22 protein-coding genes are annotated in these 23,971 nt (G+C 66.0%); 20 read left to right on the top strand and 2 right to left on the bottom strand.

Annotation, left to right across the window (positions count from 1 at the left end; translation table 11 throughout):
• Positions 1-46 precede the first annotated feature (46 nt).
• The 12 genes from ROA7023_RS15390 to ROA7023_RS15335 all read left to right on the top strand — a co-directional run bounded on the left by ROA7023_RS15390 (position 47) and on the right by ROA7023_RS15335 (position 13,006).
• Positions 47-832 (top strand): ThuA domain-containing protein, encoded by a 786-nt coding sequence (locus ROA7023_RS15390; protein WP_085879929.1) that lies wholly within the window; start codon positions 47-49, stop codon positions 830-832.
• On the top strand, positions 829-1,890 hold the full coding sequence (locus ROA7023_RS15385; protein WP_200812532.1) for a Gfo/Idh/MocA family protein: 1,062 nt from the start codon (positions 829-831) through the stop codon (positions 1,888-1,890). Before ROA7023_RS15390 ends, ROA7023_RS15385 begins: the two co-directional genes overlap by 4 nt.
• Positions 1,891-1,963: 73 nt before the next feature.
• Positions 1,964-3,637 carry a glycosyltransferase family 4 protein gene (locus ROA7023_RS15380; RefSeq protein ID WP_159458544.1) on the top strand — a complete coding sequence of 558 codons (1,674 nt, stop codon included), beginning with the start codon at positions 1,964-1,966 and terminating at the stop codon, positions 3,635-3,637.
• Positions 3,638-3,697: 60 nt separating this feature from the next.
• The gene (locus ROA7023_RS15375; protein ID WP_085879927.1) at positions 3,698-4,483 is read left to right on the top strand and encodes a hypothetical protein; all 786 of its coding nucleotides are present in this window, start codon (positions 3,698-3,700) and stop codon (positions 4,481-4,483) included.
• 7 nt (positions 4,484-4,490) lie between these two features.
• Positions 4,491-5,900: a tetratricopeptide repeat-containing glycosyltransferase family protein gene (locus ROA7023_RS15370; protein ID WP_085879926.1), complete on the top strand. Its 1,410-nt coding sequence runs from the start codon at positions 4,491-4,493 to the stop codon at positions 5,898-5,900.
• Positions 5,893-6,297, top strand: coding sequence for a DUF6165 family protein (locus ROA7023_RS15365; protein WP_085879925.1), 405 nt, complete (start codon positions 5,893-5,895; stop codon positions 6,295-6,297). Before ROA7023_RS15370 ends, ROA7023_RS15365 begins: the two co-directional genes overlap by 8 nt.
• A complete protein-coding gene (locus ROA7023_RS15360) occupies positions 6,294-7,064 on the top strand; it encodes an FkbM family methyltransferase (protein ID WP_085879924.1) in 771 nt (256 codons plus the stop codon). Before ROA7023_RS15365 ends, ROA7023_RS15360 begins: the two co-directional genes overlap by 4 nt.
• 100 nt (positions 7,065-7,164) lie before the next feature.
• Positions 7,165-8,007, top strand: a complete 843-nt coding sequence (locus ROA7023_RS15355; RefSeq protein WP_085879923.1) for an OmpA/MotB family protein — start codon at positions 7,165-7,167, stop codon at positions 8,005-8,007.
• Positions 8,008-8,117: 110 nt separating this feature from the next.
• Positions 8,118-9,434, top strand: coding sequence for a flagellar hook protein FlgE (locus ROA7023_RS15350; RefSeq protein WP_085879922.1), 1,317 nt, complete (start codon positions 8,118-8,120; stop codon positions 9,432-9,434).
• Positions 9,435-9,459: 25 nt separating this feature from the next.
• Positions 9,460-10,896, top strand: a complete 1,437-nt coding sequence (gene flgK, locus ROA7023_RS15345; RefSeq protein WP_234992254.1) for a flagellar hook-associated protein FlgK — start codon at positions 9,460-9,462, stop codon at positions 10,894-10,896.
• A gap of 2 nt (positions 10,897-10,898) precedes the next feature.
• Positions 10,899-11,909, top strand: a complete 1,011-nt coding sequence (locus tag ROA7023_RS15340; protein ID WP_085879921.1) for a flagellin family protein — start codon at positions 10,899-10,901, stop codon at positions 11,907-11,909.
• Positions 11,910-11,950: 41 nt separating this feature from the next.
• Entirely contained in the window at positions 11,951-13,006 is a 1,056-nt protein-coding gene (locus tag ROA7023_RS15335) for a flagellar basal body P-ring protein FlgI (protein WP_370739234.1), read from the top strand.
• Between the two features lie 118 nt (positions 13,007-13,124).
• Here the strand turns inward: ROA7023_RS15335 and ROA7023_RS15330 are convergent, their stop codons facing one another.
• Positions 13,125-13,928, bottom strand: a complete 804-nt coding sequence (locus ROA7023_RS15330; protein WP_085879919.1) for an efflux RND transporter periplasmic adaptor subunit — start codon at positions 13,926-13,928, stop codon at positions 13,125-13,127.
• A 401-nt stretch (positions 13,929-14,329) separates the two neighbouring features.
• Here ROA7023_RS15330 and ROA7023_RS15325 point away from each other — a divergent pair, with 401 nt between their 5' ends.
• Positions 14,330-15,490 carry an alpha-hydroxy acid oxidase gene (locus tag ROA7023_RS15325; RefSeq protein WP_085879918.1) on the top strand — a complete coding sequence of 387 codons (1,161 nt, stop codon included), beginning with the start codon at positions 14,330-14,332 and terminating at the stop codon, positions 15,488-15,490.
• A gap of 24 nt (positions 15,491-15,514) precedes the next feature.
• Here the strand turns inward: ROA7023_RS15325 and ROA7023_RS15320 are convergent, their stop codons facing one another.
• On the bottom strand, positions 15,515-17,026 hold the full coding sequence (locus tag ROA7023_RS15320; protein WP_085879917.1) for a malonate--CoA ligase: 1,512 nt from the start codon (positions 17,024-17,026) through the stop codon (positions 15,515-15,517).
• A 210-nt stretch (positions 17,027-17,236) separates the two neighbouring features.
• Here ROA7023_RS15320 and ROA7023_RS15315 point away from each other — a divergent pair, with 210 nt between their 5' ends.
• From ROA7023_RS15315 to ROA7023_RS15285, 7 genes are all read left to right on the top strand, one after another.
• The gene (locus ROA7023_RS15315) at positions 17,237-18,409 is read left to right on the top strand and encodes a Gfo/Idh/MocA family protein (RefSeq protein ID WP_085879916.1); all 1,173 of its coding nucleotides are present in this window, start codon (positions 17,237-17,239) and stop codon (positions 18,407-18,409) included.
• Positions 18,410-18,421: 12 nt separating this feature from the next.
• Entirely contained in the window at positions 18,422-18,811 is a 390-nt protein-coding gene (locus ROA7023_RS15310) for a VOC family protein (RefSeq protein ID WP_085879915.1), read from the top strand.
• A 194-nt stretch (positions 18,812-19,005) separates the two neighbouring features.
• On the top strand, positions 19,006-19,677 hold the full coding sequence (locus ROA7023_RS15305; RefSeq protein ID WP_085879914.1) for an HAD family hydrolase: 672 nt from the start codon (positions 19,006-19,008) through the stop codon (positions 19,675-19,677).
• The gene (locus ROA7023_RS15300; RefSeq protein WP_234992252.1) at positions 19,674-20,633 is read left to right on the top strand and encodes a sugar-binding transcriptional regulator; all 960 of its coding nucleotides are present in this window, start codon (positions 19,674-19,676) and stop codon (positions 20,631-20,633) included. Before ROA7023_RS15305 ends, ROA7023_RS15300 begins: the two co-directional genes overlap by 4 nt.
• A 167-nt stretch (positions 20,634-20,800) precedes the next feature.
• On the top strand, positions 20,801-22,120 hold the full coding sequence (locus ROA7023_RS15295) for an ABC transporter substrate-binding protein (RefSeq protein ID WP_085879913.1): 1,320 nt from the start codon (positions 20,801-20,803) through the stop codon (positions 22,118-22,120).
• 137 nt (positions 22,121-22,257) lie between these two features.
• Positions 22,258-23,124 carry a carbohydrate ABC transporter permease gene (locus ROA7023_RS15290; RefSeq protein ID WP_085879912.1) on the top strand — a complete coding sequence of 289 codons (867 nt, stop codon included), beginning with the start codon at positions 22,258-22,260 and terminating at the stop codon, positions 23,122-23,124.
• Between the two features lie 13 nt (positions 23,125-23,137).
• Positions 23,138-23,968 (top strand): carbohydrate ABC transporter permease, encoded by an 831-nt coding sequence (locus ROA7023_RS15285; RefSeq protein ID WP_085879911.1) that lies wholly within the window; start codon positions 23,138-23,140, stop codon positions 23,966-23,968.
• Positions 23,969-23,971: the final 3 nt, after the last annotated feature.

Raw genomic sequence — 23,971 nt, 5'->3', positions numbered from 1 at the left:
TTCGTGTCTGTGGTAGCGCAGCGTCATGTTGTTGACGGAGTAGACCATGACCATTCGGGCGATCGTCTGGGGCGAGAACATTCATGAAAAGAGCAACGCGATCGTCGGGGACCTCTATCCCGAGGGGATGCACGGGGCCATCGCCGAAGGACTGAACGCGGCGGCGGGGATCGAGGCGACGACGGCCACCCTGCAGGAGCACGAACACGGCCTGTCCGAGGCGCGGCTCGCCGAGGCGGACGTGTTGCTGTGGTGGGGGCATGCCGCCCATGGCGACGTGGCCGACGAGATCGTGGAGCGCGTCTGCCGTCATGTCTGGTCGGGGATGGGGCTGATCGTGCTGCACTCGGGCCATTTCGCCAAACCGTTCAAGCGGTTGATGGGCAGCCCCTGCAACCTGACCTGGCGCGAAGCCGGCGAGCGCGAGCGCCTGTGGGTGACCTCGCCCAACCATCCCATCGCCGCCGGTCTGCCGCCCCATTTCGAGCTTGAGCAGGAGGAGATGTACGGCGAGCCCTTCGGCATCCCCGAACCGCTGGAGACGGTCTTCATCTCGTGGTTCCAGGGGGGCGAGGTGTTCCGTTCGGGCGTGACCTACAAGCGCGGCGCGGGGTCGGTGTTCTATTTCCGCCCCGGGCACGAGACCTACCCGACCTATTACGATGCCAACGTCCGCCGGGTGCTGGAAAACGCGGTGCGCTGGGCGCATGATCGCGCGCCCCGGGTGACCGGCGTCAATGATGCGCCGAACGTGCCCGTGAACCAGGCGCTGGAGCCGATCGAGGCGCGGGGGCCAAGGCTGCACGCGGACGGCGAAGCGGGCTTCAAGTGAGCGACCTGCGTGTGCTGATCCTCGGCACCGGCGGCATGGCGAACGCCCATGCCGAGGCCTATGCGGCGATGCCGGGCGTGACCCTTGCGGCGGGCGTCGACACCAACCCGGGCCGGTTGCTGGAATTCAACGCCCTGCACCGGATCGAGCATGGCTTCCGCTCCGTCGAGGAGGCCATCGCATGGGGGCGGTTCGACGCGGTGTCGAACGTCACGCCCGATCCGGTGCATCATGCGACGACGCTCGCGTTGCTTGCGGCCGGCAAGCATGTGCTTTGCGAAAAGCCGCTTGCGACGACGGCCGAGGATGCCGAGGAAATGGCCCGCGCCGCCGCCGCGGCCGGTGTCGTCAACATGGTGAACCTCAGCTACCGCAACGTGCCCGCGCTGATCCAGGCCCATGCCATGGTCGCGGCGGGCGAGATTGGCGAGATCCGCCATTTCGAGGCCGCCTACCTGCAAAGCTGGCTGACGCAGGATGCCTGGGGCCAGTGGGACGAGGATGAAAAGTGGCTCTGGCGGCTGTCGACGGCCCATGGCTCCATGGGGGTGCTGGGCGATATCGGGGTCCATATCCTCGATTTCGCGACCTATGCCGCGGGCGGCCTGGGGGTGCGCGACGTCTCCTGCCGCCTGACCACCTTCGACAAGGCGCCGGGCGGCCGGATCGGCGACTATGTGCTGGACGCCAACGACAGCTTCGCGATGCACATGGCGCTGGAGAACGGCGCGGTCGGCGTCGTGCATGCCAGCCGCATGGCCACGGGGCATCTCAACGACCTGTCGCTGCGTCTCTTCGGCTCGAAGGGCGGGCTCGACGTGCGGTTCGAGGGCGGCCGGAGCATCCTGCGGGCCTGCCTGGGCGAAGCGGATATGCACAGCGGCACCTGGCGCGAGATGCCGGCACCTGAAGTGCCGACCAACTATGTCCGGTTCATCGCCGCGGTCCGCTCGGGTGCGCAGGTCCTGCCGGATTTCGCGCGGGGTGCCGCGCTGCAGCGGGTGATGGACCGGGCCGTTGACTCCGATGCCGCAGGCGGCGCGAAACTGACGGTCTGACACGCCTCGCGCCTTGCCAGCGCCATACTGCGCGGTCAGACCGTCGGAACCCGATCAACCCGACGAGATGCCCATGGCCAACCGACCCACACCGGCGATCTTCTTCCACCCCGACGCGGTGGAGACGGAAGGCAAGGAGCTTGTCGGGCGCAGGTCCGCCGGCGAATCCTTTCTGCGCGGCTGGTTGCGCCACGCCCCGGGGGAAAAGATCTCGGCCGTGACCCAGTCCGGTGACGGTGCCCATGCCTTCCAGAAGCGCGCCCGCGAGTTGGGAGAGACCCGCCCGCTGGAGGTTCACACCCTCAAGGGAGAGGATTTCACCGGCGCAGGCACCGTGTTCTTTCCCGCCCCCGGCTATCTCTCGGCCGCCTGGACCCGGCAGCGCTTCGGGGCGGAACGCTGTTCCCTGGTCGGGATCACGCACACGGTCTCCACGCGCCGGGTGATCGAAGGCCTGCACAACCTGCTGTCCGAGCCGGTGGAGCCCTGGGATGCGATCATCTGCACCTCGCGCGCGGTGCAATCGGTGGTGCGGCGGCAGCTCGACCTCGAGGTGGAGTATTTCCAGCAGCGGTTCGGCGCCTCAAGGGTGCCGCTGCCACGTCTTCCGCTGATCCCGCTGGGGATCAACGCGGATGATTTCGCCCGGACCGATGCCTTTCGTGCCGAGATGCGCGGGGCCCATGGCGCGGATGACGACGCCTTCGTCGTGCTGACGGTGGGCCGCCTGACCATGGTCGAGAAGGCCAACATGGTGCCGCTGTTCCAGGTGCTGGAGGAGCTGGCGGGGCGGATCGGCCGACCGGTGCATCTGTGGATGGTCGGCTGGTCCAGCCGCGAGTCCGAAAAGGAGCTGCACGTCAGGGGCGCCGCCGACATCGCGCCCTCGGTCAAGACCAGCATCATCGACGGCCGCGCACCGGATGTCCGCCGCAAGATCTGGTCGGGTGCGGACGTGTTCACCCTGCCCGTGGACAACATCCAGGAGACGTTCGGCCTTGTGCCGGTCGAGGCGATGGCGGCCGGGCTGCCCGTGATCATGCCTGACTGGAACGGGTTCCGGGACACGGTGGTTCATGGCGAGACCGGCTATCTCATCCAGACGCGGTTCCCCGCCGGCGGGTTCGGCCGCCGCGTCGCGGAACGCTTCGCCGACGGAACCGACGATTACCTGCGCTATCTCTCGATGATCCAGCAGCACACGGCGATCGACCTTGCCGCCTATCTCGGGGCCTTTCAGGACCTGGCCAACGATCCCGACATCGGCCACCGCATGGGCGAGGCCGGCGCCCGCCACGTGCGCGAGCGGCTCGACTGGAAGTCGGTGGTGCCGCAATACCTGGATCTGGCCGAGGATCTGGCCGATCGGCGCGAGGGTGCGCGGGCAACGACACCGCGGCTTCGGTCCGGCCCGCTGAACCCGCTGGAGGTCGACCCCTTCGACCTCTACGCCGATTATCCGACCGACACGCTGAAGCCGACCGACACGGTGCGGCTGGACACGGCGCTGACGCCCGAACGTCTGACGGCGCTCGACGCGGTCAACGGACGGGCCCTCTACAAGCGCAAGGTGCTGGCGGATGAACAGGTTCTGCAGGTCCAGGCCGCCTTGCCCGCGGGCGAGGCCGTCTCGGTCGAGGAACTTGCCGGCAAGCTCGGCCTGATCTTCCCGATCGTGGCGGCGGCCCTTCTGTTTCTGGCCAAGCACGGCGCGGTGCGCCTGCCGCCCAGCGATCCGAGGCCCTGAGGCTTTGACTCGGCGCAGGGATTGCGATTCAGTCCAACCGGGGGCGAAAGGGACCAGCAGATGCAGCTATCCGTGAATTTCGAGAACACCGTCGGCACAGGGCAGGGCTCTGGGCCGGTCCAGGTGGGCTGGTTCCTCAGCAACAACAAGGGCGGCGTGATCTATGCCCCGCCCGAGCGCGTGCGCGGGGCCGAGCGTAACAAGACCCACGCCAAGAGCGCCTCTCGCTGCCCGGCGGTCATCAACATGGAAAGCCGATATTTCCTGATCCGCTGCCCGTTCGACTTGCATCTTGAATTCGTGCGCGACAACGAGGGCAAGCCGGCCCTGCGCAACCTCAACGGCAACATGTCCAGCATCCGGGCCAACAAGCTGCGGGAGAAGGTGCACATCACCGCCGAGCATGAATGGCGCTACGCCGGGGTGCCCACGATCCAGGTCGAGACGCCCTATGTCTTCATCAGCGACGAGCCGGTCTACATGTCCCAGGTCTCGCCCTTTATGCATTACCTGCGCGATCCGCTCCCCGGGACGATCTTTGGCGGGCGGTTCCCGATCAACGTCTGGCCGCGGCCGTTGATGTGGGCGCTGGAATGGCATGACACCAAGAAGCCGCTCAAGATCAACCGCGGCGACCCGTGGTTCTATGCCGGGTTCGAGACCATGCCCCAGGATCGCAGCGTGGTGGTCAGTGAGGTCGAGAAGACCGCCGAACTGTCCGAATACATGGAGCTGATCTCGGGGGCGGTGAACTTCGTGAACCAGACCTTCTCGCTGTTCGAGCAGGCCGAGGCGCGCCGGCCCGCGACCCTGCTCAAGCCGGTCAACCGGCGTGGCAAGGACTGATCCGGGCATGGCCGATCTGCGACCGACCCCGGACCAGGGCCCGCCCCTGACAAGCGCGGATTTGCGCCATGCCGCGACCGATGCCCACCAGGGTGGCGATCTCGACAAGGCCCGGGGGCTCTATGCCCGCTATCTGGCGACCGCGCCGCGCGACAGCGGCATCTGGTCGAACCTCGGGGCGCTGCACCGCTCGCAACAGCGCCACGACCAGGCGGTGCGTGCCCATGCGAGGGCCCATGCGCTTGACGGCGACTCGGTCGGGGTGCTGAACAATTACGCCAACGCGCTGACCGATATCGGGCTTTACGATCAGGCCATCCCCCTGCGGCGCAAGATCCTCGAGAAGGCGCCGAACGACGTGCAGCAAAAGGCCCTGATCGGCCGGGCGATGCGCGGCAAGGGCGACTATCCCGCCGCGATCGCTCATCTGGAGCAGGTCCTGAAGGAGCATCCCGACGACGCCGAGACCGAGCTGCAGCTTGCCTTCGCCCTGCTGGGGGAAGGTATCTACGACGCCGGGTTCGAAGCCTATCGCGCCCGCTGGCGAACCGCCGAGATGAAAAAGCAAAGCCTGCCCTTTCCGAAATGGGAGGGTGAGGATCTGACCGGCAAGACGGTGCTGGTCATGCCCGAGCAGGGCTTCGGCGACGCGGTGCTGATGGTCCGTTTCCTGCCCGCGCTCAAGGCCCGCTGCGCCCGGGTCGTTTTTCTCAGCGAGCGGCCGATGGCGCGGCTTTTCAGTGACCTGGAGGGGGTCGACCAGATCGTCACCGGGCTGGAGCCGAGCGCCCCGATCGACTGCTACCTCAACATCATGGACCTGCCGCGGCTGGCGCTGACCGGGCGCGACGACATCCCGCCGCCGGCCCGCATGGCGACCCCGCCCGACAGCCTGGCGCGGGCCGCCAGCTTTGTCCGGCCGTTTCCGGATGCGTTCAAGGTCGGCGTCGTGTGGACGGGCTCGACCACCTACAAGGGCAACGTCTTCCGCTCTTTCAGCCATACCGATTATCTGCCGCTGGTCGATATTGCGGGTGTCCAGCTGTTCTCGCTCTACAAGGGGCCGTTGCTGGGCGCCTATCGCGAGGACGGCAGCGATGCCTTCATGATCGACACCGCCTCGACCGACCGGGATTTCGCCGATTGCGCGGCGACCATGGCGCAGATGGACCTGATCGTCACCTCCGACACCGCGACCGCCCATATCGCCGGCTCCATGGGTCTGCCCTGCTGGGTGATTCTGCATTGGGACAGTTTCTGGGTCTATACCCACAGCGGCGAGGCGACGCCCTGGTACCCCTCGATGCGGCTGTTCCGCCAGCCCCGCCCGCGCGACTGGGCGACGCCCCTGGGCCAGGTCAGGGACGCGCTGGCGCAGACCGTCGCCGAGGGAAAAGGGAGAGCCGCAAGTGGATGACATCCTGGTCCCGACATCGCCAGGAGAGCTGGTCGACAAGCTCACGATACTGCGGCTGAAGACCGAGAACATCGCGGATGCGGCAAAGCTCGCCAATGTCCGGCGCGAGAAGGACGCGCTCGACGCCACCGCGCGGCACCATCTGCCCCCCTCGCCAGAGCTCTCGGCCCTCTGGGAGGAGCTCTTTCACATCAACGCCGACCTCTGGCGGATCGAGGATGACATCCGGCGCCGCGAGGCCGCGGGCGACTTCGGCCCCGCCTTCGTGGCACTTGCCCGCGCCGTGTATGTGACCAACGACCGGCGGGCCGACGTCAAGAAGCGCATCAACCTCTTCCTCGGCTCTGCCCTGGTCGAGGAGAAATCCTATGCCGATTACCAGGCGGACCCGGAATGAGCGCCGAGGCCCGCATCCGCGCCGCCCGGGAAGAGCTTGTCGCCGTCCGGGCAGAGCTTGCCCAGGCGCTGGGCCAGGACCGGACGCGCCGCCGCGCCGGGATGAACCGCCAGATGCACGAGCTCAACCGGATGCTGATGCCGGAGTATCGTTATCTCTCGCAGGCCGGGCAGGACCGGGTGGTCGACCGGTTGCTGGATGGCAAGACCGGCGGAACCTTCGCCGACGTGGGCGGCTATGACGGCTATTCCGGCTCCAACACCCTGTACTTCGAATTGCACCGCGGCTGGACCGGCGTGCTGGTCGAACCGGTCCCGGCCCAGCTGGAGAAGGCCCGGGTGGTCCGGCGCTGTCCCTGCCTCGGCCTCGCCGTCGCGGCGACCGCCGGAGAGGCGGATTTCATCGAGGTGAAGGAAGGTTTCACCCAGATGTCGGGCCTTGCCGAGACCTACGAGCCCGGCTTGCTGGAAACCGTCCGCAACGATCCGCGGCACCGCGAATCGGTGCTGCGGGTGGAGACCAGGACCCTGTCGGACATCCTCACCTCCAGCGGTGTGCCCGATCCCGACTTCCTGTCGCTCGACATCGAGGGCGGCGAGATCGCGGTCCTGGAGGCCTTTCCCTTCGACCGACACGACGTGACAATCTGGTCGATCGAGAACAACACCGCCACCGGGCGCATCCCCGAGATCCTCCGCGACAACGGCTATGATCTGGTGGAATTCTGCGGGCCGGACGATATTTACCATAAAAGGCAGGCCCGTTAACGCTGTTAGCGCCAATTTGGGCAGCCTTGCCACAGCTGCGCCCCCGCGACGCCGTCGATTCGCGTCCATAGAGTCCCGGAAATCGGGAAAGGGGACCACCATGGCAGCCAGATCCAATGCGCCGGTGATCATCATCAAGAAAAAGAGGGTCGTCGCCGCCGACGTCCACCACGGTGGCGCCTGGAAGGTGGCCTACGCGGATTTCGTGACCGCGATGATGGCGTTCTTCCTGCTGATGTGGCTTCTGAACGCGACGACCGAGCAACAGCGCAAGGGCATCGCCGACTACTTCTCGCCGACGATTCCCATCAACCGGGTGTCCGGCGGCGGCGACGGATCCTTCGGCGGCGACGATATTTTCGTCGAGGACAGGATGGCCCAGACCGGCGACGTGCCCACGATCCAGAGCCGGGGCGAGGCGCAGTCGCTGGCTCTCGCCAATGGGGCCGTGGCCGACGCCGCGGAGGATGCGGATATCGAGGCCCTGCGCGACGTCGAAGACGACCTTTTGGGCCGCAGCGGCGAGATCGTCATGAGCGAGAACGCGATGCGCCACGTGGTCACCCGCCAGACCGACGAGGGCCTTGTCATCGAGGTGTTCGACCGTGGCGACGCCATGCTGTTCGAGCCCGGCACCAGCACGCCCACGGCCGTAACCCGCGAGCTGGCCGTGATTTTTGCCCGGACCTTCAACCTTGTCGGCAACCCTGTCGTGGTCGAGGGGCATGTACGCTCCCTGCCGCTCGTGCTGGTCGACAACCCGGCGTGGGAGCTGTCGATCGAGCGTGCCTCCCGCTTTCGCGACATGCTGGAACGGTCTGGACTTGACGCGGATCGGGTCGCCCGGGTGACCGGCCACGCCGACCGCGACCAGGTCACCGACAATACCTTCGACATCCGCAACAACCGGCTGGAGGTCATCTTGCTCCGGTCCGACAGGTAGTGAGCGCACGAGAGGAAATATCGGATTTTAGGCGTTAGGCCGACCTTAAGCCCAATGCGGATAAGTCGGACGTGGCAGCACGTCAGTTCTTGAAGCAGAAAGGCTCATCCATGACGATTTCCTCCTCGCTGAACGCCGCTGTGGCGGGCCTCAGCGCCAACGCCAGCAGATTGGCCACGATCTCCGACAATATCGCGAACAGCGCGACCAACGGCTACAAGCGGGCGACGACCGAGTTTCATTCCATGGTCGTCGGCAGTTCCAAGGGCAAATACGCCGCCGGCGGTGTCCGTGTGACCACCCAGCGCATGATTGACCAGCGCGGCTCGATCACCTCTACGAACAATGTCACCGACCTCGCGGTGCGTGGCCGCGGCATGATCCCGGTGACGACCGAATCGGCCCTGGGCCTCGGAAACACGGCGTCGGAATTCCTGCTGACAACGACCGGGTCGTTCCGCCCGGACAAGGACGGGTTCCTGACCAGCGAAAGCGAACTCGTGCTGCTGGGCTGGCCGGCGGAGCCGGATGGCACGGTGCCGAATTTCCCGCGCGACACATCCAGCGGGCTAGAACCGGTGCAGATCAGTTCGGCCCAGTCGCCCAGCGCTCCGACATCCTTCATCGACCTGGCGCTGAACCTGCCCGCCACGTCGACCGAATTCGGATCCGACGGCGAGATGGAGCAGTTGACCATCGCCTATTACGACACGCTCGGGAAGGTGCAGGAACTGACCGTCAGCTTCTCCCCGACGGTCCCTGCGACCGCTGCGGCCGGGGCCACCAACACCTGGACGATGACCGTCGAGGACGCGGCCACGATCGCCGGCAATCCCGTCGCGGAATACGATCTGGAATTCGACGATGCGCCGGGCGCGGGGGGCACGCTGCTGTCTGTCACGGACATCGGCGGTAGCGGCGCACATGACAATACGACCGGCCGGGTGTCCTTCATGGTCGACAGCGGCCCGATGGAAATCGGGATCGGCATGATCGGCGAGCAGGGCGGATTCACCCAGCTTTCGAACAGCTTCGCGCCGATTTCGATCGACAAGGACGGCAATCCCGTGGGCACGATGACCTCAATCGAGATCGACGCGAACGGCTTCGTCCGCGCATCCTTCGACACCGGGATCACGCGGGTGCTCTACCAGATCCCGCTCGTCAACGTGACCAACATCAACGGGCTCGAGACACTCGATTCCCAGACCTACAGAACCACGCCGACCAGCGGCAACTACTTCATGTGGGATGCCGGCGACGGCCCGACGGGCGATCTGCTGAGCTTCGCGCTGGAGGAATCCGCGACCGACGTGGCCGGGGAGTTGACGGCGCTGATCCAGACGCAGCGCGCGTATTCGACCAACGCCAAGGTCATCACGACCGTGGACGAGATGTTGCAGGAAACGACCAACATCAAGCGATAGAAACCCGGGTTCGGGAGAGTAGACCATGAGCATTTCGCAAAGCATAAATTCGGCCATCAGCGGCCTCAACGTTGCCTCCCGAAAGGCCGAGGTGGTCTCCTCCAACATCGCGAACGCCTTGACCGAAGGCTATGGGCGGCGGACGGTTTCGATTTCGGGCGGCGAGTTCGGGGGGGTGCAGATGGATGGCATTGTCCGCCACATGGACCGCGGCATCGTCTCCGACCGCCGCCTGGCGGAGGCCGGCATCGGCGCCTACCGGCAAACGGCCGATTTTCTCGAGCGGATGGAACGTCTGGTCGGGCAGGTCGGTGAAACCGGCGCAATCACGACACGGATGTCGGAGCTTGAGAAGGCCCTCGTCTCGGCGACGGCCGACCCTGGCTCCGACGTGCGCCTGAATCTCGTCGTCGACCGGCTGAACGGCCTGGCGCGCGCGGTCAACGCCACCTCCGACGGCCTTCAGGCCATGCGGATGGAGGCGGAGAACGCCATCGTGCAGCAAGTGGCCACGTTGAACGACTCGCTTGCGAGGGTCGAAGAACTGAACGCGGACATTCTGGCGTTCGAGGGTCGGGGCATCGACCCCTCCAGCCTGCTGGACGCCCGACAACTGGCCGTGGACGAGATCGCCAGGATCGTCCCGGTGAGGGAGATCGACCGCGGGCGCGGCCAGATCGCGCTCATGACGCCCTCGGGCCAGTCCCTGATTGATGGAAAGGCCGTGGCCGTGGGCTTCGACAAGGCGACATATATTTCGCCAGACATGACCTTGGCGTCGGGCGGGCTGAACGGCATCACCATCAACGGCTCCGCCATCCGCGGCACCGGCGGGGCAGGGCGCCTCGACGGCGGCACCCTGGGAAGCTACTTCGAGTTGCGCGACGAATTCCTGGTCGACGCCCATGACAAGATCGATGCCATCGCGCGTGATATGATCGAACGCTTTCAGGACGACACGACCGATCCGACGCTGGGCCTCGGCGATGCCGGCCTGCTGACTGATGCCGGCGCGGCGTTCGATCCGGCCGACACCGCCGGGCTGGCAGCCCGGATCTCGGTCAATGCCGCGGTCGACCCCGATGAGGGCGGTGCACTTTACCGCGTGCGGGACGGCGTCATGGCGACAACCCCAGGCCCGGCCGGCAGCAGCGCACAGCTCAACCGCTGGCTGGATGCGGTCCATGAGAATCGGCCGACCCACCTCAGCGGCGAAGCCAGCTCCGTCGCCGGTCACATGGCGTCGTTTCTCTCGGACCTCGGCGGGCAGCGACTGTCCGTCGAGAAGGACCTCACCTTTCAGACCGCCCGATGGGAAACCCTGAAAGACGCCGAACTCGCCACCGGTGTCGATACCGACATCGAACTTCAAAACCTTCTTCAGATCGAGCAGGCCTATGCGGCGAACGCCAAGGTCCTGCAAACCGTCGATCTGATGATCCAACGCCTGCTGGAGATCTGATCATGACCGTGACCTCGACCGGTGACCTCTCACAGCACTTTCTGACCTTGCGCCGCACGATGCAGGTCAAGCAACGCCTCGACACGCTCGGCCAGGAGCTCGCGTCAGGCCGTGTCTCGGACGTTGCGCTGCATCTGGGCGGCGAGGCGGCCCGTCTCGCCCATATCGAACATCGCTCCGAACTGATCGGTGGACATATCTCCGCGAACCGGGAAACCTCGGAATACCTGGCCCAGATGCAGGTCAGCCTAGGAAATCTCGAGCATCGTCGCGGCGAATTGGCGGGGCAGATCCTCTCGCTGCCGATCAACATCACCGACGTGCAGCGTGAGGATATCGCGACTGCCGCGGTTGTCACGTTCGAGGCCATGGTCGGCGACCTGAATTTCCGCGTGGCCGACCGTGCCCTTTTTGCAGGCGCCGCGACCGAGGGGCAAGCCCTCGCTGACGCGGAGGACATGCTGGCCAGCCTCTCGGCCGCCGTCGCTGGCGTCACGACCTCCGACCAATTGAAAGACGCGGTCGACGCTTGGTTCAACGATCCAGCCGGTGGTTTCGAGACCATGGGCTACCTCGGCGACACCGGTGACTATGTGGAACGGCCGCTTGGGGACGGGACGAAAGCCAAGATCGCGGTCCGGGCCGACGATGCGGAATACCGCCAGCTGCTGGCGGCCGTGGCCACTGCGGCGGTGCTGGATGGCGGGGTGCCGGGTCTGAATGCGGGAGAGGCGAACGACGCCGTAAAGGAGGCTGGAGCGCGTCTGCTGTCCGCGGCGCAGCCCCTCAGCCTGTCGCGGGGCAGCCTGGGCCGGACCGAATCCATGGTCGAGGCGGCCACGACACGGCAGGGGGCCGAACAGACGTCGCTGGGCATCCTGCGCAACGACATGATCTCGACCGACCCATTCGAGGTCGCGACCGAACTGAAGGAAGTTCAGAACCAGCTCGAGATGAACTACATGCTGACGGCCCGTCTGTCCGGGCTCTCGATGGCGGAGTACATGCGTTGATCCGGCTGGTCCTCATCCTGGCCCTCTGGGGCTTTGCATCGATGTCGGCGGCGATGCCCGTCCGCCTCAAGGATCTGGTGGAGTTCGATGGCGTCCGGTCGAACGACCTGGTGGGTTACGGGCTGGTCGTCGGTCTGAACGGAACCGGCGACGGCCTGCGAAATTCGCCCTTCACCGAAGAGATCATGACCAACATCCTCGAGCGCCTAGGCGTCAATGTCACCGGAGAGCAGTTCCGGCCCCGCAACGTGGCGGCCGTGCTGGTCACGGCGAGCCTGCCGCCCTTTGCACGGGCGGGCAGCCCGATCGACATCACCGTCTCCGCCATCGGCGACTCGAGCAGCCTGCTGGGCGGGACGCTGGTGATGACCCCGCTGAATGCGGCAGACGGACAGATCTATGCAGTGGCTCAGGGCACGATCATCGCGGGTGGTGCCACCGCGCGGGGGGCCGCGGCGGAGGTGACACAGGGCGTGCCGACCGCGGGGGTCATCCCCTCGGGCGCAACGGTGGAGCGCGAGGTCGCGTTCGACTTTGCAGGCCTCAGCTCCCTGCGACTGGCCCTGCGAACGCCGGATTTCACGACCGCCGCGCGGATCGAGAATGCGATCAACCAGTCCTTCGGCCGCCACGTCGCGCTGATGCTGGATGCCGGGACCGTCGAACTCGACATCGACGGCACGGGCATGCGCTCACCGGCGCATGCGCTCGGGCGGATCGAGAACATCATGGTCGAGCCCGAGCGACGGGCCCGGGTCGTCGTCGATCAGCGGTCCGGCACAATTGTGATGGGAGAGGATGTGCGGATCAGCCGGGTCGCGGTCAGCCAGGGCAACCTGACCCTGAGGATCGAGGAGGCGCCCCTCGTCGTGCAGCCCAACCCGTTCTCCCCCGGTGAAACGGTGATCGTTCCCAGGACGGGCGTCGCACTGGAGGAGGAGCCCGGCATCGGCCTGGCAGAGGTGCGGGGCGGCACGTCGCTTTCGGAAGTCATCGCGGGCTTGAACGCTCTCGGCGTTTCTCCCCGGGACATGATTGACATCCTCAAGAGCATCAAGGCTGCCGGTGCGCTCCACGCGGAATTCGTGGTGCGCTGAGGCAATAGGTTCAGCAGGCCAATGGCGCGCCATTGGCCTGCTGTCGAAAAACCACTGCATGGAGGAGCGATCCGTCATCCGTCCCGTGTGGCATGCCGTCCGCCACAGGCAGACGGCATCAGAACCGGACGGTACAGCGATGACCCGCAGGAACCTCGAACGCGGGGTTTTCGAGGTCCACGCGCAGGCCGAAGGTGCCGCTCGCGGCATCGAAGACCCGATCGATCACCGTGATTGTGCCGGTGTAGCGCCCCTCGATCGGCGGTGCCGGATCGATGATCGCCTCTCTGCCGATTTCGACGCTGCCAAAGATTTCGACCGGGAGGAAGACCTCGACATGCAGCGGATCGATCTGGGCGATGACGAAGATCGGCTTGTCGCGATCCGCGTATTCCCCGGAATACAGCAGGCGCTCGACAATGACGCCGTCGATCGGGCTGCGGATCGTCCTGCGGTCCAGGGTCTCTTGTGCCCGTTCGAACTCCAGCGCCGCGATGCGCTGGTTCAGCCGTGCCAGCGACAGGTCGCCCCGTGCCACCTCGACCGTGGCCTGCGCCTCTTCCAGTTGACCAACCGCACCGATGTTCCGCTCGACCAGGGTGCTCACCCGGTCCAGCTGGCTCTGGCTGAGTTGCAGGCGGGCCACCTGCGCGATGATCCCGGCGTCGCTTCTGGAGCGTTCTTCCATCAAGGCGACCGTTGTCTCCTCCACGGTGCTGTCGAGCCGGGCCAGGACATCTCCGCGTGATACCGTGTCGCCCCGGCCGACCAGCACCTCCTGCAATGTGCCGCCCTCGGCGCTGGCGATCTCGACCGTCAACGCGGGCTCGATGACACAATCGTAGACCGCGTCCTGAGCGGCGACGATGCTGCCCGGCAACAACAAAAGGGCGACGAGGCAGGGGCTGGCGAGCGATCTCATGAGGTGATCCTGGGGTTGTGGCGAGATGTGTTGGACCGGGCTAGCAGAAAAACCGGCCAATGTGTGCAGGACCTTTCGTCCAGGGCCCGCGGTCGGCACATCAACAATGCCGCCAGGTCGCGCAAACCCGACAGAAGCGGACGTTGTCTTGAAGACCCGCTCCGGCTGCCTGGGCGGGAGGCGGAAGGCGCAAGCGCCCTGACCGATCCGGGCATCCGCGGCCCTCGGAATGGCGAAAGCGGGCAGGCCGAAGCAAGCGCCCGTCGTCACCGGGTCCGGCCCGTCCGGCCCGTGGCGGTCGTGTCGCACATTTCCGGTCCGCGGGCGGTTGACCCTGAACCCCTCTTCGCTGCCAATGCCAGGGCGACCCAGACCGCGCCGCGGACCGATGGAGAGAGACCTTGCGCCTGAAGAACTGCCACAATTTTCACGATTTCCGGAAACTGGCCAGACGGCGCCTGCCGGGGCCGATCTTCAACTACATCGACGGTGCGGCGGACGACGAGACGACATATCGCCGGAATTCCGCGAGCTTCGACAGCTTTGATCTGGTGCCCAACGTCCTGCGCGGGGTCAGTGATGTGGACACTTCCGTCACGATCATGGGGCAAAAGCTCGACCTTCCTGTCTATTGCTCGCCGACCGCGCTTCAGCGCCTGTTTCATCACCGTGGCGAACATGCGGTCGCGGCGGCGGCGGCGAAATTCGGCACGATGTTCGGGGTGTCCTCCCTCGGGACCGTCAGCCTGGAGGCCCTGCGCAAGAAGCACGACACGCCGCAGGTCTACCAGTTCTACTTTCACAAGGATCGCGGGCTGAACCGGGCGATGATGCGACGCGCCAAGGAGGCCGGGGTCAACGTCATGATGCTGACCGTGGACAGCATCACCGGCGGCAACCGGGAGCGTGACCTGCGCACCGGTTTCTCGATCCCGTTCCGCCTGTCGCTGGCGGGGATGGCGCAATTCGCGATCCGTCCGATGTGGGGCATCAACTACGTCACCCATGAAAAATTCAAGCTGCCCCAACTGGATGATCACGTCGATATGGGCGGCGGTGCGATGTCGATCGGCCGCTACTTCAGCGAGATGCTGGATCCGTCGATGACCTGGGACGACGTGGCCGAGATGGTCGCGGAGTGGGACGGGCAGTTCTGCCTAAAGGGCGTGATGTCGGTGGAGGACGCACGCCGCGCGGTCGAGATCGGGTGCACGGGCATCATCCTGTCCAACCATGGCGGGCGTCAGCTGGATGGCAGCCGCGCCCCCTTCGACCAGCTGGCCGAGATCGTCGACGCAGTGGGCGACCGGATCGACGTCATCATGGACAGCGGGGTGCAGCGCGGCACCCATGTGCTCAAGGCGCTGTCGCTGGGGGCCAAGGCCGTGGGCCTCGGGCGCTATTACCTGTTTCCGCTGGCCGCGGCCGGGCAGGCCGGCGTCGAACGGGCACTGGGCCAGATGAAGGCCGAGATCGAGCGCGACATGAAGCTGATGGGGTGCACCTCGGTCAGCCAGCTCAGCCGCGCGAACCTGCGTCCGCACGGGCCCGGGCCGCTCTGACCCCGGGGGCCTGGGCCAAGGGGCCTAGGCAAAGCTGTCGGCGAACAGCTCGCGCAGAAGGTTCTTTTGCACCTTGCCCATGGTGTTGCGCGGCAGGGTCTCGACCAGCTCCAGCCGCCTTGGCTGTTTGTAGCGCGCGAGCCGGCCGGCCAGCGCGGCCATCACCGCGCCGGTGTCGATGTCCTGTCCCGGCGCGGGCACCAGAACGCCGACCACAGCCTCGCCCAGATCGGGATGGGGCACGCCGATCACGGCGCTTTCCAGCACGCCGGGCTGCTCATCCAGCGCAAGCTCTACCTCCTTGGGGTAGATGTTGTAACCGCCTGAAATCACGAGGTCCTTGCTGCGGCCGACGATGGTCAGATAGCCGTCGGGATCGAACAGGCCGAGATCGCCGGTGACGAAAAACCCGTCGGGCCGCAGCTCTTCCGCCGTCTTCTCGGGCATTTTCCAGTAGCCTTGGAACACGTTCGGCCCCCGCACTTCGATCCCGCCGATCTCTCCGGCCGGAACGGGCTGGCCTGTGTCGGGGTCGCGGATCACGATCTCTGTCCCCGGCAGCGGGAAGCCGACCGTCCCGGCCCGGCGTTCGCCGGAACAGGGGTTGGAGCTGTTCATGTTGGTTTCCGTCATGCCGTAGCGCTCGAGGATGCGGTGGCCGGTCAGCGCTTCGAAGCGGGCATGGGTCTCGGCCAGCAGCGGGGCGCTGCCAGAAATCAAGAGCCGCATGTGCGCCGCCGTCCGCTCGGTGAAACGTGGGTCCTCCAGAAGCCGGGTGTAGAAGGTGGGCACCCCCATCAGCGTCGTGGCCCGAGGCAGGCGGGCGATCAGGTCGTCGACATCGAAGCCGGGCAGAAAGATCATCGACCCGCCCGCCGCGAGCGTGATGTTGACCGCGACGAACAGGCCGTGGGTGTGGAAGACCGGCAGCGCGTGCAGCAGCACGTCCTTTGGCGTGAACGCCCAGAGGTCAGTCAGCACCTCGGCATTGGACAGCAGGTTGCGCTGCGACAGCATCGCGCCCTTCGACCGGCCCGTGGTCCCGGAGGTGTAGAGCAGGGCGCAAAGGTCGTCCGCGTCGCGCGGCACGGTGTCGAAGCTCTCGGGGCAGCCATCCGCCAGCGCCCGGAGGCTGCCGCCGCCCGCGTCCGACAGCGACAGCAGCGTCGCGCCATTGGCGGTGGCGATGCCGGACAGGGCGGCTTCGTCGGACGGGTCGCAGACCAGAAGGCGCGCCCCGCTGTCGGTCACGAAATAGTCGAGCTCGGTCGCGGTATAGCCGGTGTTGAGCGGCAGAAAGACCGCGCCCGACTGGACGCAGGCGGCATAGAGCACCAGCGCATCCGGCGATTTCCGGATCTGGGCCGCGACCCGATCGCCCGGTGCAACCCCGCTGCGGGTCAGAGCCCGCGCCATCTGCGCCGTGCGCCTCAGGAACGCGTCGTAGGTCATCGTGGTGCCGTCGGGCAGGTGCAGGAACGGTGTCGGGCTCCCGGCGTGCTTTCCGAACAGCGTGTCAAAAAGAAGGTTGGTCATCCTCGATCCTTTCGCCCATGGCCCGCGGGCCTGCCGCGGGCCCCTGTCGCGTTCGTTCCGTTCTCCGACAAGAGCGGCTGGACGTAAACCGGGCACGTTGACGACGGTGTCGCCTGCAGCGGTAGGGATCTTTCGCGTGGACGGCCTATCCGGGACTTGACACATCCGCCCGTCAACGGCCCCTTGTCACCAGGTCAAGGAGGAGTCCCCATGGAAGCAGCGGAATACCCGAAAGCGAGCCGCCGGCTGCGGCTTGGCATCGTTGGGGGCGGGCGCGGGGCGCTCGTGGGCCAATGGCACTGGACGGGGGTCCGCCTGTCGAACCGCTGGGATCTGGTGGCGGGGGCGCTGTCGGCCAATCCCGAGACGGCGGTGGCGTCGGGCCGGGACTGGCTCCTGGCCGAGGACCGGATCTATACCGATTACCGCGAGATGGCCCGCGCCGAGGCCGCCCGCCCCGACGGGATCGAGGCGGTGGCGATCTGCACGCCGAACTGGTCTCACCGGCCGATCGCCGAGGCCTTCATGGACGCCGGCATCGACATCATCTGCGACAAACCCATCGCCATGACCCCCGAGGATTGCGAGGCGCTGGCCGCCAAGCAGGCAGAGACCGGGTTGGTCTTTGCGGTCACCCATCCCTACACCTACCACCCCATGGCGCGGCAGGCGCGAGAGATGGTGGCGGCGGGTGCCATTGGCGAGGTGCGCCAGGCGCTGGTCGAATACGTCCAGGAGGGCGCGACCGAGCCGCCCGACCCGAACAGCAAGCCCATGGCCTGGCGCCGCGATCCTGACAAGATCGGTCGCGCCTCGGCCACCGGCGACATCGGCACCCATGCCCTGCACATGATCGAATTCGTGACCCACCTGGAGGTCGCGCGTCTGCGGGCCGATTTCCACGTCTGCGGTGCGCCGCAAGACATGGAAGACACGGCCTTTCTGTCGCTCGCCTTCGACAACGGGGCGCCAGGCTCGATGTGGGTGACGCAGGCCGCGCCCGGGAATTACTGCGGGCTGCGCTTTCGTGTCTTCGGGACGAAGGGCGGGCTGGAATGGGATCAGGAATCGCCCGAGACCCTGCGCTACACCCCTTACCGTGAGCCAGAGCAGATCATCGTGCGCGGCCACGGCGCCGGGATGCTGCCCGCGGCCGAGCGGATGGTCCTGCTGCCACGCGGCCATGGCGAGACGCTGTCCGACGCCTGGGGCAATCTCTATACCGAGATCGCCATCGCCGTGGAGGCCCGGCGCAGCGGACAGACATTGCCGGAGGGGCTGCTGGCCCTTCCCGGCCTGCCCGACGGGGCGCGGGGGGTGCGGTTCATCCATGCCGCCGCCGACAGCCACGAGGCGGGTGGCGCCTGGACCGACCTTACCTGAAGGAACCGACCGGTGGAAATTCGATCTCTCGATCATGTCAATCTCTACACGCCGGACCCCGATGGCTTGGCCGCGTGGTATGTGGAGGTGCTGGGCCTGGCCATTGGCTGGCGGCCGCCGTTCGGGATCGGGGGGCACTGGATCTATGCCGGAGACAGGCCGATCATCCACCTGGTCGAGGTCGCCGAGGCACCCCGGAACATCGAGCCGGGGATCGAGCATTTCGCCCTGTCGGCCACCGGCCTTCCGGAGCTGCAATCGCGGCTTGACGCGCGTGGCATCGCCTATTCCATCGACCCGGTGGTCGGGCTCGACGTGGTCCAGGTGAACCTCCGCGATCCGCAGGGCAATCATATCCACGTCGATTTCGACCTCGCCGAAGTCGGGCGGGCCCGGGGCTGATCGGTCATCCTCTCCGGCGCGTGCCGGCCCGCCGGATGCCCTCGGGACCCGCCCCTGGCGGGGTCGGGGGGGCGGCCCCGGCCGACACGCTTGATTTTCCGACAACCTTTGGCCACGATACGTTCCGTCTTGATGCAGGTTGATCGTGGGTCCGGCCTTCGCCAATTCAAATCCGCGGTGAGTGGAGTTCGACCATGATGATCGACCTCGTGATTTTCGATTGCGACGGCGTGCTCGTGGACAGCGAGGCCATCAGCTCGGAAGTCCTGATCGACGTGCTGTCCCATATCGGGATCGAGCTGACGCCGGAATTCGTTCGGCAGAACTGTCTTGGCCGCAGCTTTCCCACGGTCGCGGCCTCGATCCGGGCGCGGGCGGATCGGGCCTTGCCGGACGATTTCGAAGAGAGATACCGGCGTCGCCTGTTCAAACGCTACGAGACCGACCTGAAGGTGACGCCGGGCCTGAAATCCGTGCTCTCCCGCCTCGTGGTGCCCTGCTGCGTCGCCACGAGCTCCAGCCCTCCGAGGGTCGGGCGGACGTTGCACATGACGGGCCTGTCCTCCTTCTTCGGCGACCGGGTCTTTACCGCAAGCCAGGTGGCGCGCGGCAAGCCCGCCCCCGACCTGTTCCTGCTCGCCGCAGAGCGGATGGTGGCCGATCCGGCCCGCACCCTGGTGATCGAGGACAGCGGCCCGGGGCTTGCCGCGGGCTTTGCCGCGGGGATGCAGGTGGCGCTCTATGCCGGCGGCTCCCACCTGATCGGGGCGGACCTCACGGATTGGGAAGACATTGACATTCTTGGCAGTTGGGCCGATTTCCCGCCCGAATTGCTCTCTTCCTATCCCACCGGGACAATCCAGTGACCCAAGACACGACCAGAATCGTTCCGTCCCGTCTGGACGACGCCGCACGGGCGGCCTGGCTCTATTACGTCGCGGGCAATACCCAGGACGAGATCGCCCGCAAGATGGGCGTGTCGCGGCAGACGGCCCAGCGGCTGGTGTCGCTGGCGGTGTCGGAACGGCTGGTCAAGGTGCAGATCGACCACCCGATCGGCGCCTGCATGGACCTGGCCACCGAGATGCGCGAGCGGTTCGGCCTGCAGATCTGCGAGGTGGTGCCGTCGGACCCCGAGGCGCCGAACCTTCTCACAGGCCTCGCCATTGCCGCCGCGGCCGAGGTCGAGCGTGTCCTGAAGCGCGAAGAGCCGCAAATCATCGCGCTGGGCACCGGCCGGGCGCTCCGTGCCTGCGTTCAGCAATTGTCGCGGATGTCCTGCCCGCAGCACAAGATCGTCTCGCTGCTGGGAAACATGATGACCGACGGCTCGGCCACGCCTTACAACGCAACGATCCGGATGGCCGACCGGGTGGGCGGGATGCATTATCCCTTTCCGTTTCCGGTGATGGCGCAGAACGCCGCCGCCCTGCAGGCGATGCGCGAGCAGGAAGCAATGCGCAATACCTTGGCGCTGTGCGCCCGCGCCGATGTCGCGCTGGTGGGGATCGGCCAGATGGATGAGACCGCGCCGCTGCTGGTCGACGGTTTCCTGAGCGATTCGGACTGGGACGAGATCACCCAGAAGGGCGGCGCGGGCGAGATCATCAGCTGGATCTTCGACGACGATGGTGTCCTGATCGAGACCGATTTCAGCCGGCGGGTCGCCAGTGCACCCCTGCCCGTACCGGCCGAGGACAGGCTTGTGATCGCCGTCGCCGCGGGCCCCGCCAAGATCCGGGCAATCCGGGCGGCACTGAAGGGCCGGTTGATCAACGGCCTCGTCACCTCCGAGGCGACGGCCCTGTCGCTGCTGTCCTGACGGCGGCCTTCGGGACCTGACGAAGACCCCTATTTTACCTTTTTCTACAACCTGTTGACGCGGGCTGACGGGGCCGTGCCGAAATCTCTGTTGACAGAACAGTATATTGAAGCGAACATTTGCATGCCGGCTGGGCAATTGCTCACGCGGACCTTTGGGAGGATATCATGAAAAAGACAATACGCGCCCTTTTGGGCGCCACGGCCCTTTGCGGCCTCGCCGGCGCTTCGTTCGCTGAGTCCCATGTCACGACCTTGACGATCGCCACCGTGAACAACGGCGATATGGTGCGGATGCAGGGACTTACGGACGAGTTCACCGCGCTTCATCCGGACATCGCCGTCGAGTGGGTCACCCTTGAAGAGAACGTTCTTCGCCAGCGTGTGACCCAGGATATCGCCACCAACGGCGGTCAGTTCGATGTGATGACCATTGGCACCTACGAGGTTCCGATCTGGGGTGCGCAGGGCTGGCTCGTCGGCCTCGACGACCTTCCCGATGAGTGGGACGCCGACGACCTGCTGCCCGCCATCGCCGGCGGCCTGACCGTCGACGGGACGCTCTACGCGGCGCCGTTCTACGGCGAAAGCTCGATGGTGATGTATCGCACCGACCTGATGGAGGCCGCCGGCCTCGAGATGCCCGATGCGCCGTCCTGGGAGTTCATCCGCGAAGCCGCGGCCGCGATGACCGACGAAGAGAACGAGATCTACGGTGTCTGCCTGCGCGGCAAGGCCGGCTGGGGCGAGAACATGGCGTTCCTGACCGCCATGTCGAACTCCTTCGGGGCGCGCTGGTTCGATATGGATTGGACCCCGCAGTTCGACTCGCCCGAATGGGCCGCGACGATCGACTTCTATCTTGATCTGCTGGGCACCTACGGTCCTCCGGGCGCCGCCAACAACGGCTTCAACGAGAACCTGTCGCTGTTCAACCAGGGCAAGTGCGGCATGTGGATCGACGCCACCGTGGCGGCGTCCTTCGTGACCAACCCCGATGACAGCGTCGTTGCCGAAAGCGTGGGCTTCGCCCTTGCGCCCGACAACGGCCTTGGCAAGCGCGGCAACTGGCTCTGGGCCTGGTCGCTGGCGGTTCCGGCCGGCTCCGACTCTCCGGAAGCGGCGAAGACCTTCGTCGCCTGGGCGACCTCCAAGGAGTATACCGCCCTCGTCGCCGAGAACGAAGGCTGGGCCAACGTGCCCCCGGGCACGCGGACCTCTCTCTACGAGAACCCGGATTATCTGGCCGCGGCGCCTTTCGCGGAAATGATGCTGCAGTCCATCAACGCCGCTGATCCGACCAACCCGACGATCGAGCCGGTTCCCTATACGGGCGTCCAGTTCGTTGCGATCCCCGAGTTCGCCGGTATCGGGACCCAGACGGGTCAGGAGTTTGCAGCAGCCCTTGCCGGTCAGCAGACCGCAGCGGAAGCTCTTGAGCGCGCTCAAGAGATCACCGAGGAGGAAATGGATATCGCGGGCTACTAAGCCCCCGGTTCTCCGGCGAAATTGTCGGGGGGCGGCCATCGCTGCCGCCCTTCGGCGCCCCGAACCCCGCGTCGCATCGTCAGCCTTCCGTGCCAACGCCCCGCCCGATCGGCGGACCAGGCGATAGGAGCCCCAACATGGCCACCCAGCACTCAAAAGCCGCCGCGCGTCTGATGATCTCCCCCGCCGTCGTCCTGCTTCTTGGCTGGATGCTGGTGCCGCTCACCATGACGCTCTACTTCTCATTCCGCCGCTATACGCCGCTTCGGCCCGGCAACGAGGGGTGGGTCGGCTTCGACAATTATCAGCGGTTCATCACCAGTTCCTCCTTCCTTGACAGCGTCGGGACGACGCTGCTCATGGTGGGCGGTATCCTCTTCATCACCGTCGTCTTCGGCGTCCTGCTCGGGCTTCTGCTCGATCAGCCGATCTGGGGGCAGGGCATCGTGCGCATCCTGGTGATCGCGCCGTTCTTCGTCATGCCGACCGTGTCGGCGCTGGTTTGGAAGAACATGTTCCTCGACCCGGTGAACGGCCTTCTGTCGCACCTGTGGGAGTTCTTCGGGGCCACGCCGGTCGACTGGCTGACACAGGCGCCGCTGTTCTCTATTATCCTGATTGTTTCCTGGCAGTGGCTTCCGTTTGCCACGTTAATCCTGCTGACGGCTGTGCAGTCGCTGGACAGCGAGCAGCTGGAAGCCGCCGAAATGGATGGCGCCCCGCCGATCAAGCGATTCTGGTTCATCATCCTGCCGCACCTGGCGCGGGCGATCACGGTCGTGATCCTGATCCAGACGATCTTCCTTCTGTCGATCTTCGCCGAGATCTTCGTGACCACCAGCGGCGCCTTCGGCACCCGGACGCTGACCTACCTGGTCTACCAGCGCGTGCTGGAAAGCCAGAACGTCGGGCTGGGCTCCGCCGGCGGCATCTACGCCGTCATCCTCGCCAATATCGTCGCGATCTTCCTGATGCGGATCGTCGGCAAGAACCTCGACGCGTAAGGAGACCGAAATCATGGCCCGCGCCGTCACCACCCGCAAGAAAGCCGCCTATACCGCCCTCGCCTGGGCCGTGGGTCTGCTGATCTTCTTCCCGATCCTCTGGACGTTCCTGACCAGCTTCAAGCCAGAGGCCACGGCCATCGCCGACCCCCCGGTGTTCCTGTTCTTCGACTGGACCACCGAGAATTACGGCGACGTGCAGGAGCGGTCGAACTACGCCCGTTACCTGGTGAACTCCATCATCATCGCGGGGGGCTCGACGCTTCTCGGGGTGCTCATCGCGATCCCGGCCGCCTGGTCCATGGCCTTCGTGCCGGGCAGCAGGACCAAGGACATCCTGCTCTGGATGCTCTCGACCAAGATGCTTCCGGCGGTCGGCGTGGTTTATCCGATCTACCTGATCAGCAGGGACCTCGGGCTACTCGACTCGCGAATAGCGCTGGTGTTCATCCTGATGCTGATCAACCTGCCGATCATTGTCTGGATGCTCTACACCTACTTCAAGGAGATCCCCGTCGACATCCTGGAGGCGGCACGCATGGACGGTGCCTCGCTCAAGAACGAGATCCTCTACGTGCTCACGCCGATGGCGGTGCCCGGGATCGCCTCGACGGTTCTGCTGAACATCATCCTCGCCTGGAACGAGGCCTTCTGGACGCTGAACCTCACCACGGTGAACGCGGCGCCCCTGACGGCCTTCATCGCAAGTTACTCCAGCCCCGAGGGTCTGTTCTTTGCCAAGCTCAGCGCGGCCTCGACAATGGCCATCGCACCGATCCTCATCATGGGCTGGTTCTCCCAGAAACAGCTTGTCCGCGGCCTGACCTTCGGCGCGGTGAAATAAGGA

The sequence above is a fragment of the Roseisalinus antarcticus genome, from assembly GCF_900172355.1.
GTDB lineage: Bacteria > Pseudomonadota > Alphaproteobacteria > Rhodobacterales > Rhodobacteraceae > Oceanicola > Oceanicola antarcticus_A.
This window is presented reverse-complemented; position numbering and strand designations above follow the sequence as displayed.

Coding starts and splice junctions, on each gene's coding strand:
- ROA7023_RS15390 (WP_085879929.1), top strand. CDS start 47: ATGACCATTCGGGCGATCGTCTGGGGCGAGAACATTCATGAAAAGAGC.
- ROA7023_RS15380 (WP_159458544.1), top strand. CDS start 1,964: ATGGCCAACCGACCCACACCGGCGATCTTCTTCCACCCCGACGCGGTG.
- ROA7023_RS15375 (WP_085879927.1), top strand. CDS start 3,698: ATGCAGCTATCCGTGAATTTCGAGAACACCGTCGGCACAGGGCAGGGC.
- ROA7023_RS15370 (WP_085879926.1), top strand. CDS start 4,491: ATGGCCGATCTGCGACCGACCCCGGACCAGGGCCCGCCCCTGACAAGC.
- ROA7023_RS15360 (WP_085879924.1), top strand. CDS start 6,294: ATGAGCGCCGAGGCCCGCATCCGCGCCGCCCGGGAAGAGCTTGTCGCC.
- ROA7023_RS15355 (WP_085879923.1), top strand. CDS start 7,165: ATGGCAGCCAGATCCAATGCGCCGGTGATCATCATCAAGAAAAAGAGG.
- ROA7023_RS15350 (WP_085879922.1), top strand. CDS start 8,118: ATGACGATTTCCTCCTCGCTGAACGCCGCTGTGGCGGGCCTCAGCGCC.
- flgK (WP_234992254.1), top strand. CDS start 9,460: ATGAGCATTTCGCAAAGCATAAATTCGGCCATCAGCGGCCTCAACGTT.
- ROA7023_RS15340 (WP_085879921.1), top strand. CDS start 10,899: ATGACCGTGACCTCGACCGGTGACCTCTCACAGCACTTTCTGACCTTG.
- ROA7023_RS15335 (WP_370739234.1), top strand. CDS start 11,951: ATGTCGGCGGCGATGCCCGTCCGCCTCAAGGATCTGGTGGAGTTCGAT.
- ROA7023_RS15330 (WP_085879919.1), bottom strand. CDS start 13,928: ATGAGATCGCTCGCCAGCCCCTGCCTCGTCGCCCTTTTGTTGTTGCCG.
- ROA7023_RS15320 (WP_085879917.1), bottom strand. CDS start 17,026: ATGACCAACCTTCTTTTTGACACGCTGTTCGGAAAGCACGCCGGGAGC.
- ROA7023_RS15315 (WP_085879916.1), top strand. CDS start 17,237: ATGGAAGCAGCGGAATACCCGAAAGCGAGCCGCCGGCTGCGGCTTGGC.
- ROA7023_RS15305 (WP_085879914.1), top strand. CDS start 19,006: ATGATGATCGACCTCGTGATTTTCGATTGCGACGGCGTGCTCGTGGAC.
- ROA7023_RS15295 (WP_085879913.1), top strand. CDS start 20,801: ATGAAAAAGACAATACGCGCCCTTTTGGGCGCCACGGCCCTTTGCGGC.
- ROA7023_RS15290 (WP_085879912.1), top strand. CDS start 22,258: ATGGCCACCCAGCACTCAAAAGCCGCCGCGCGTCTGATGATCTCCCCC.
- ROA7023_RS15285 (WP_085879911.1), top strand. CDS start 23,138: ATGGCCCGCGCCGTCACCACCCGCAAGAAAGCCGCCTATACCGCCCTC.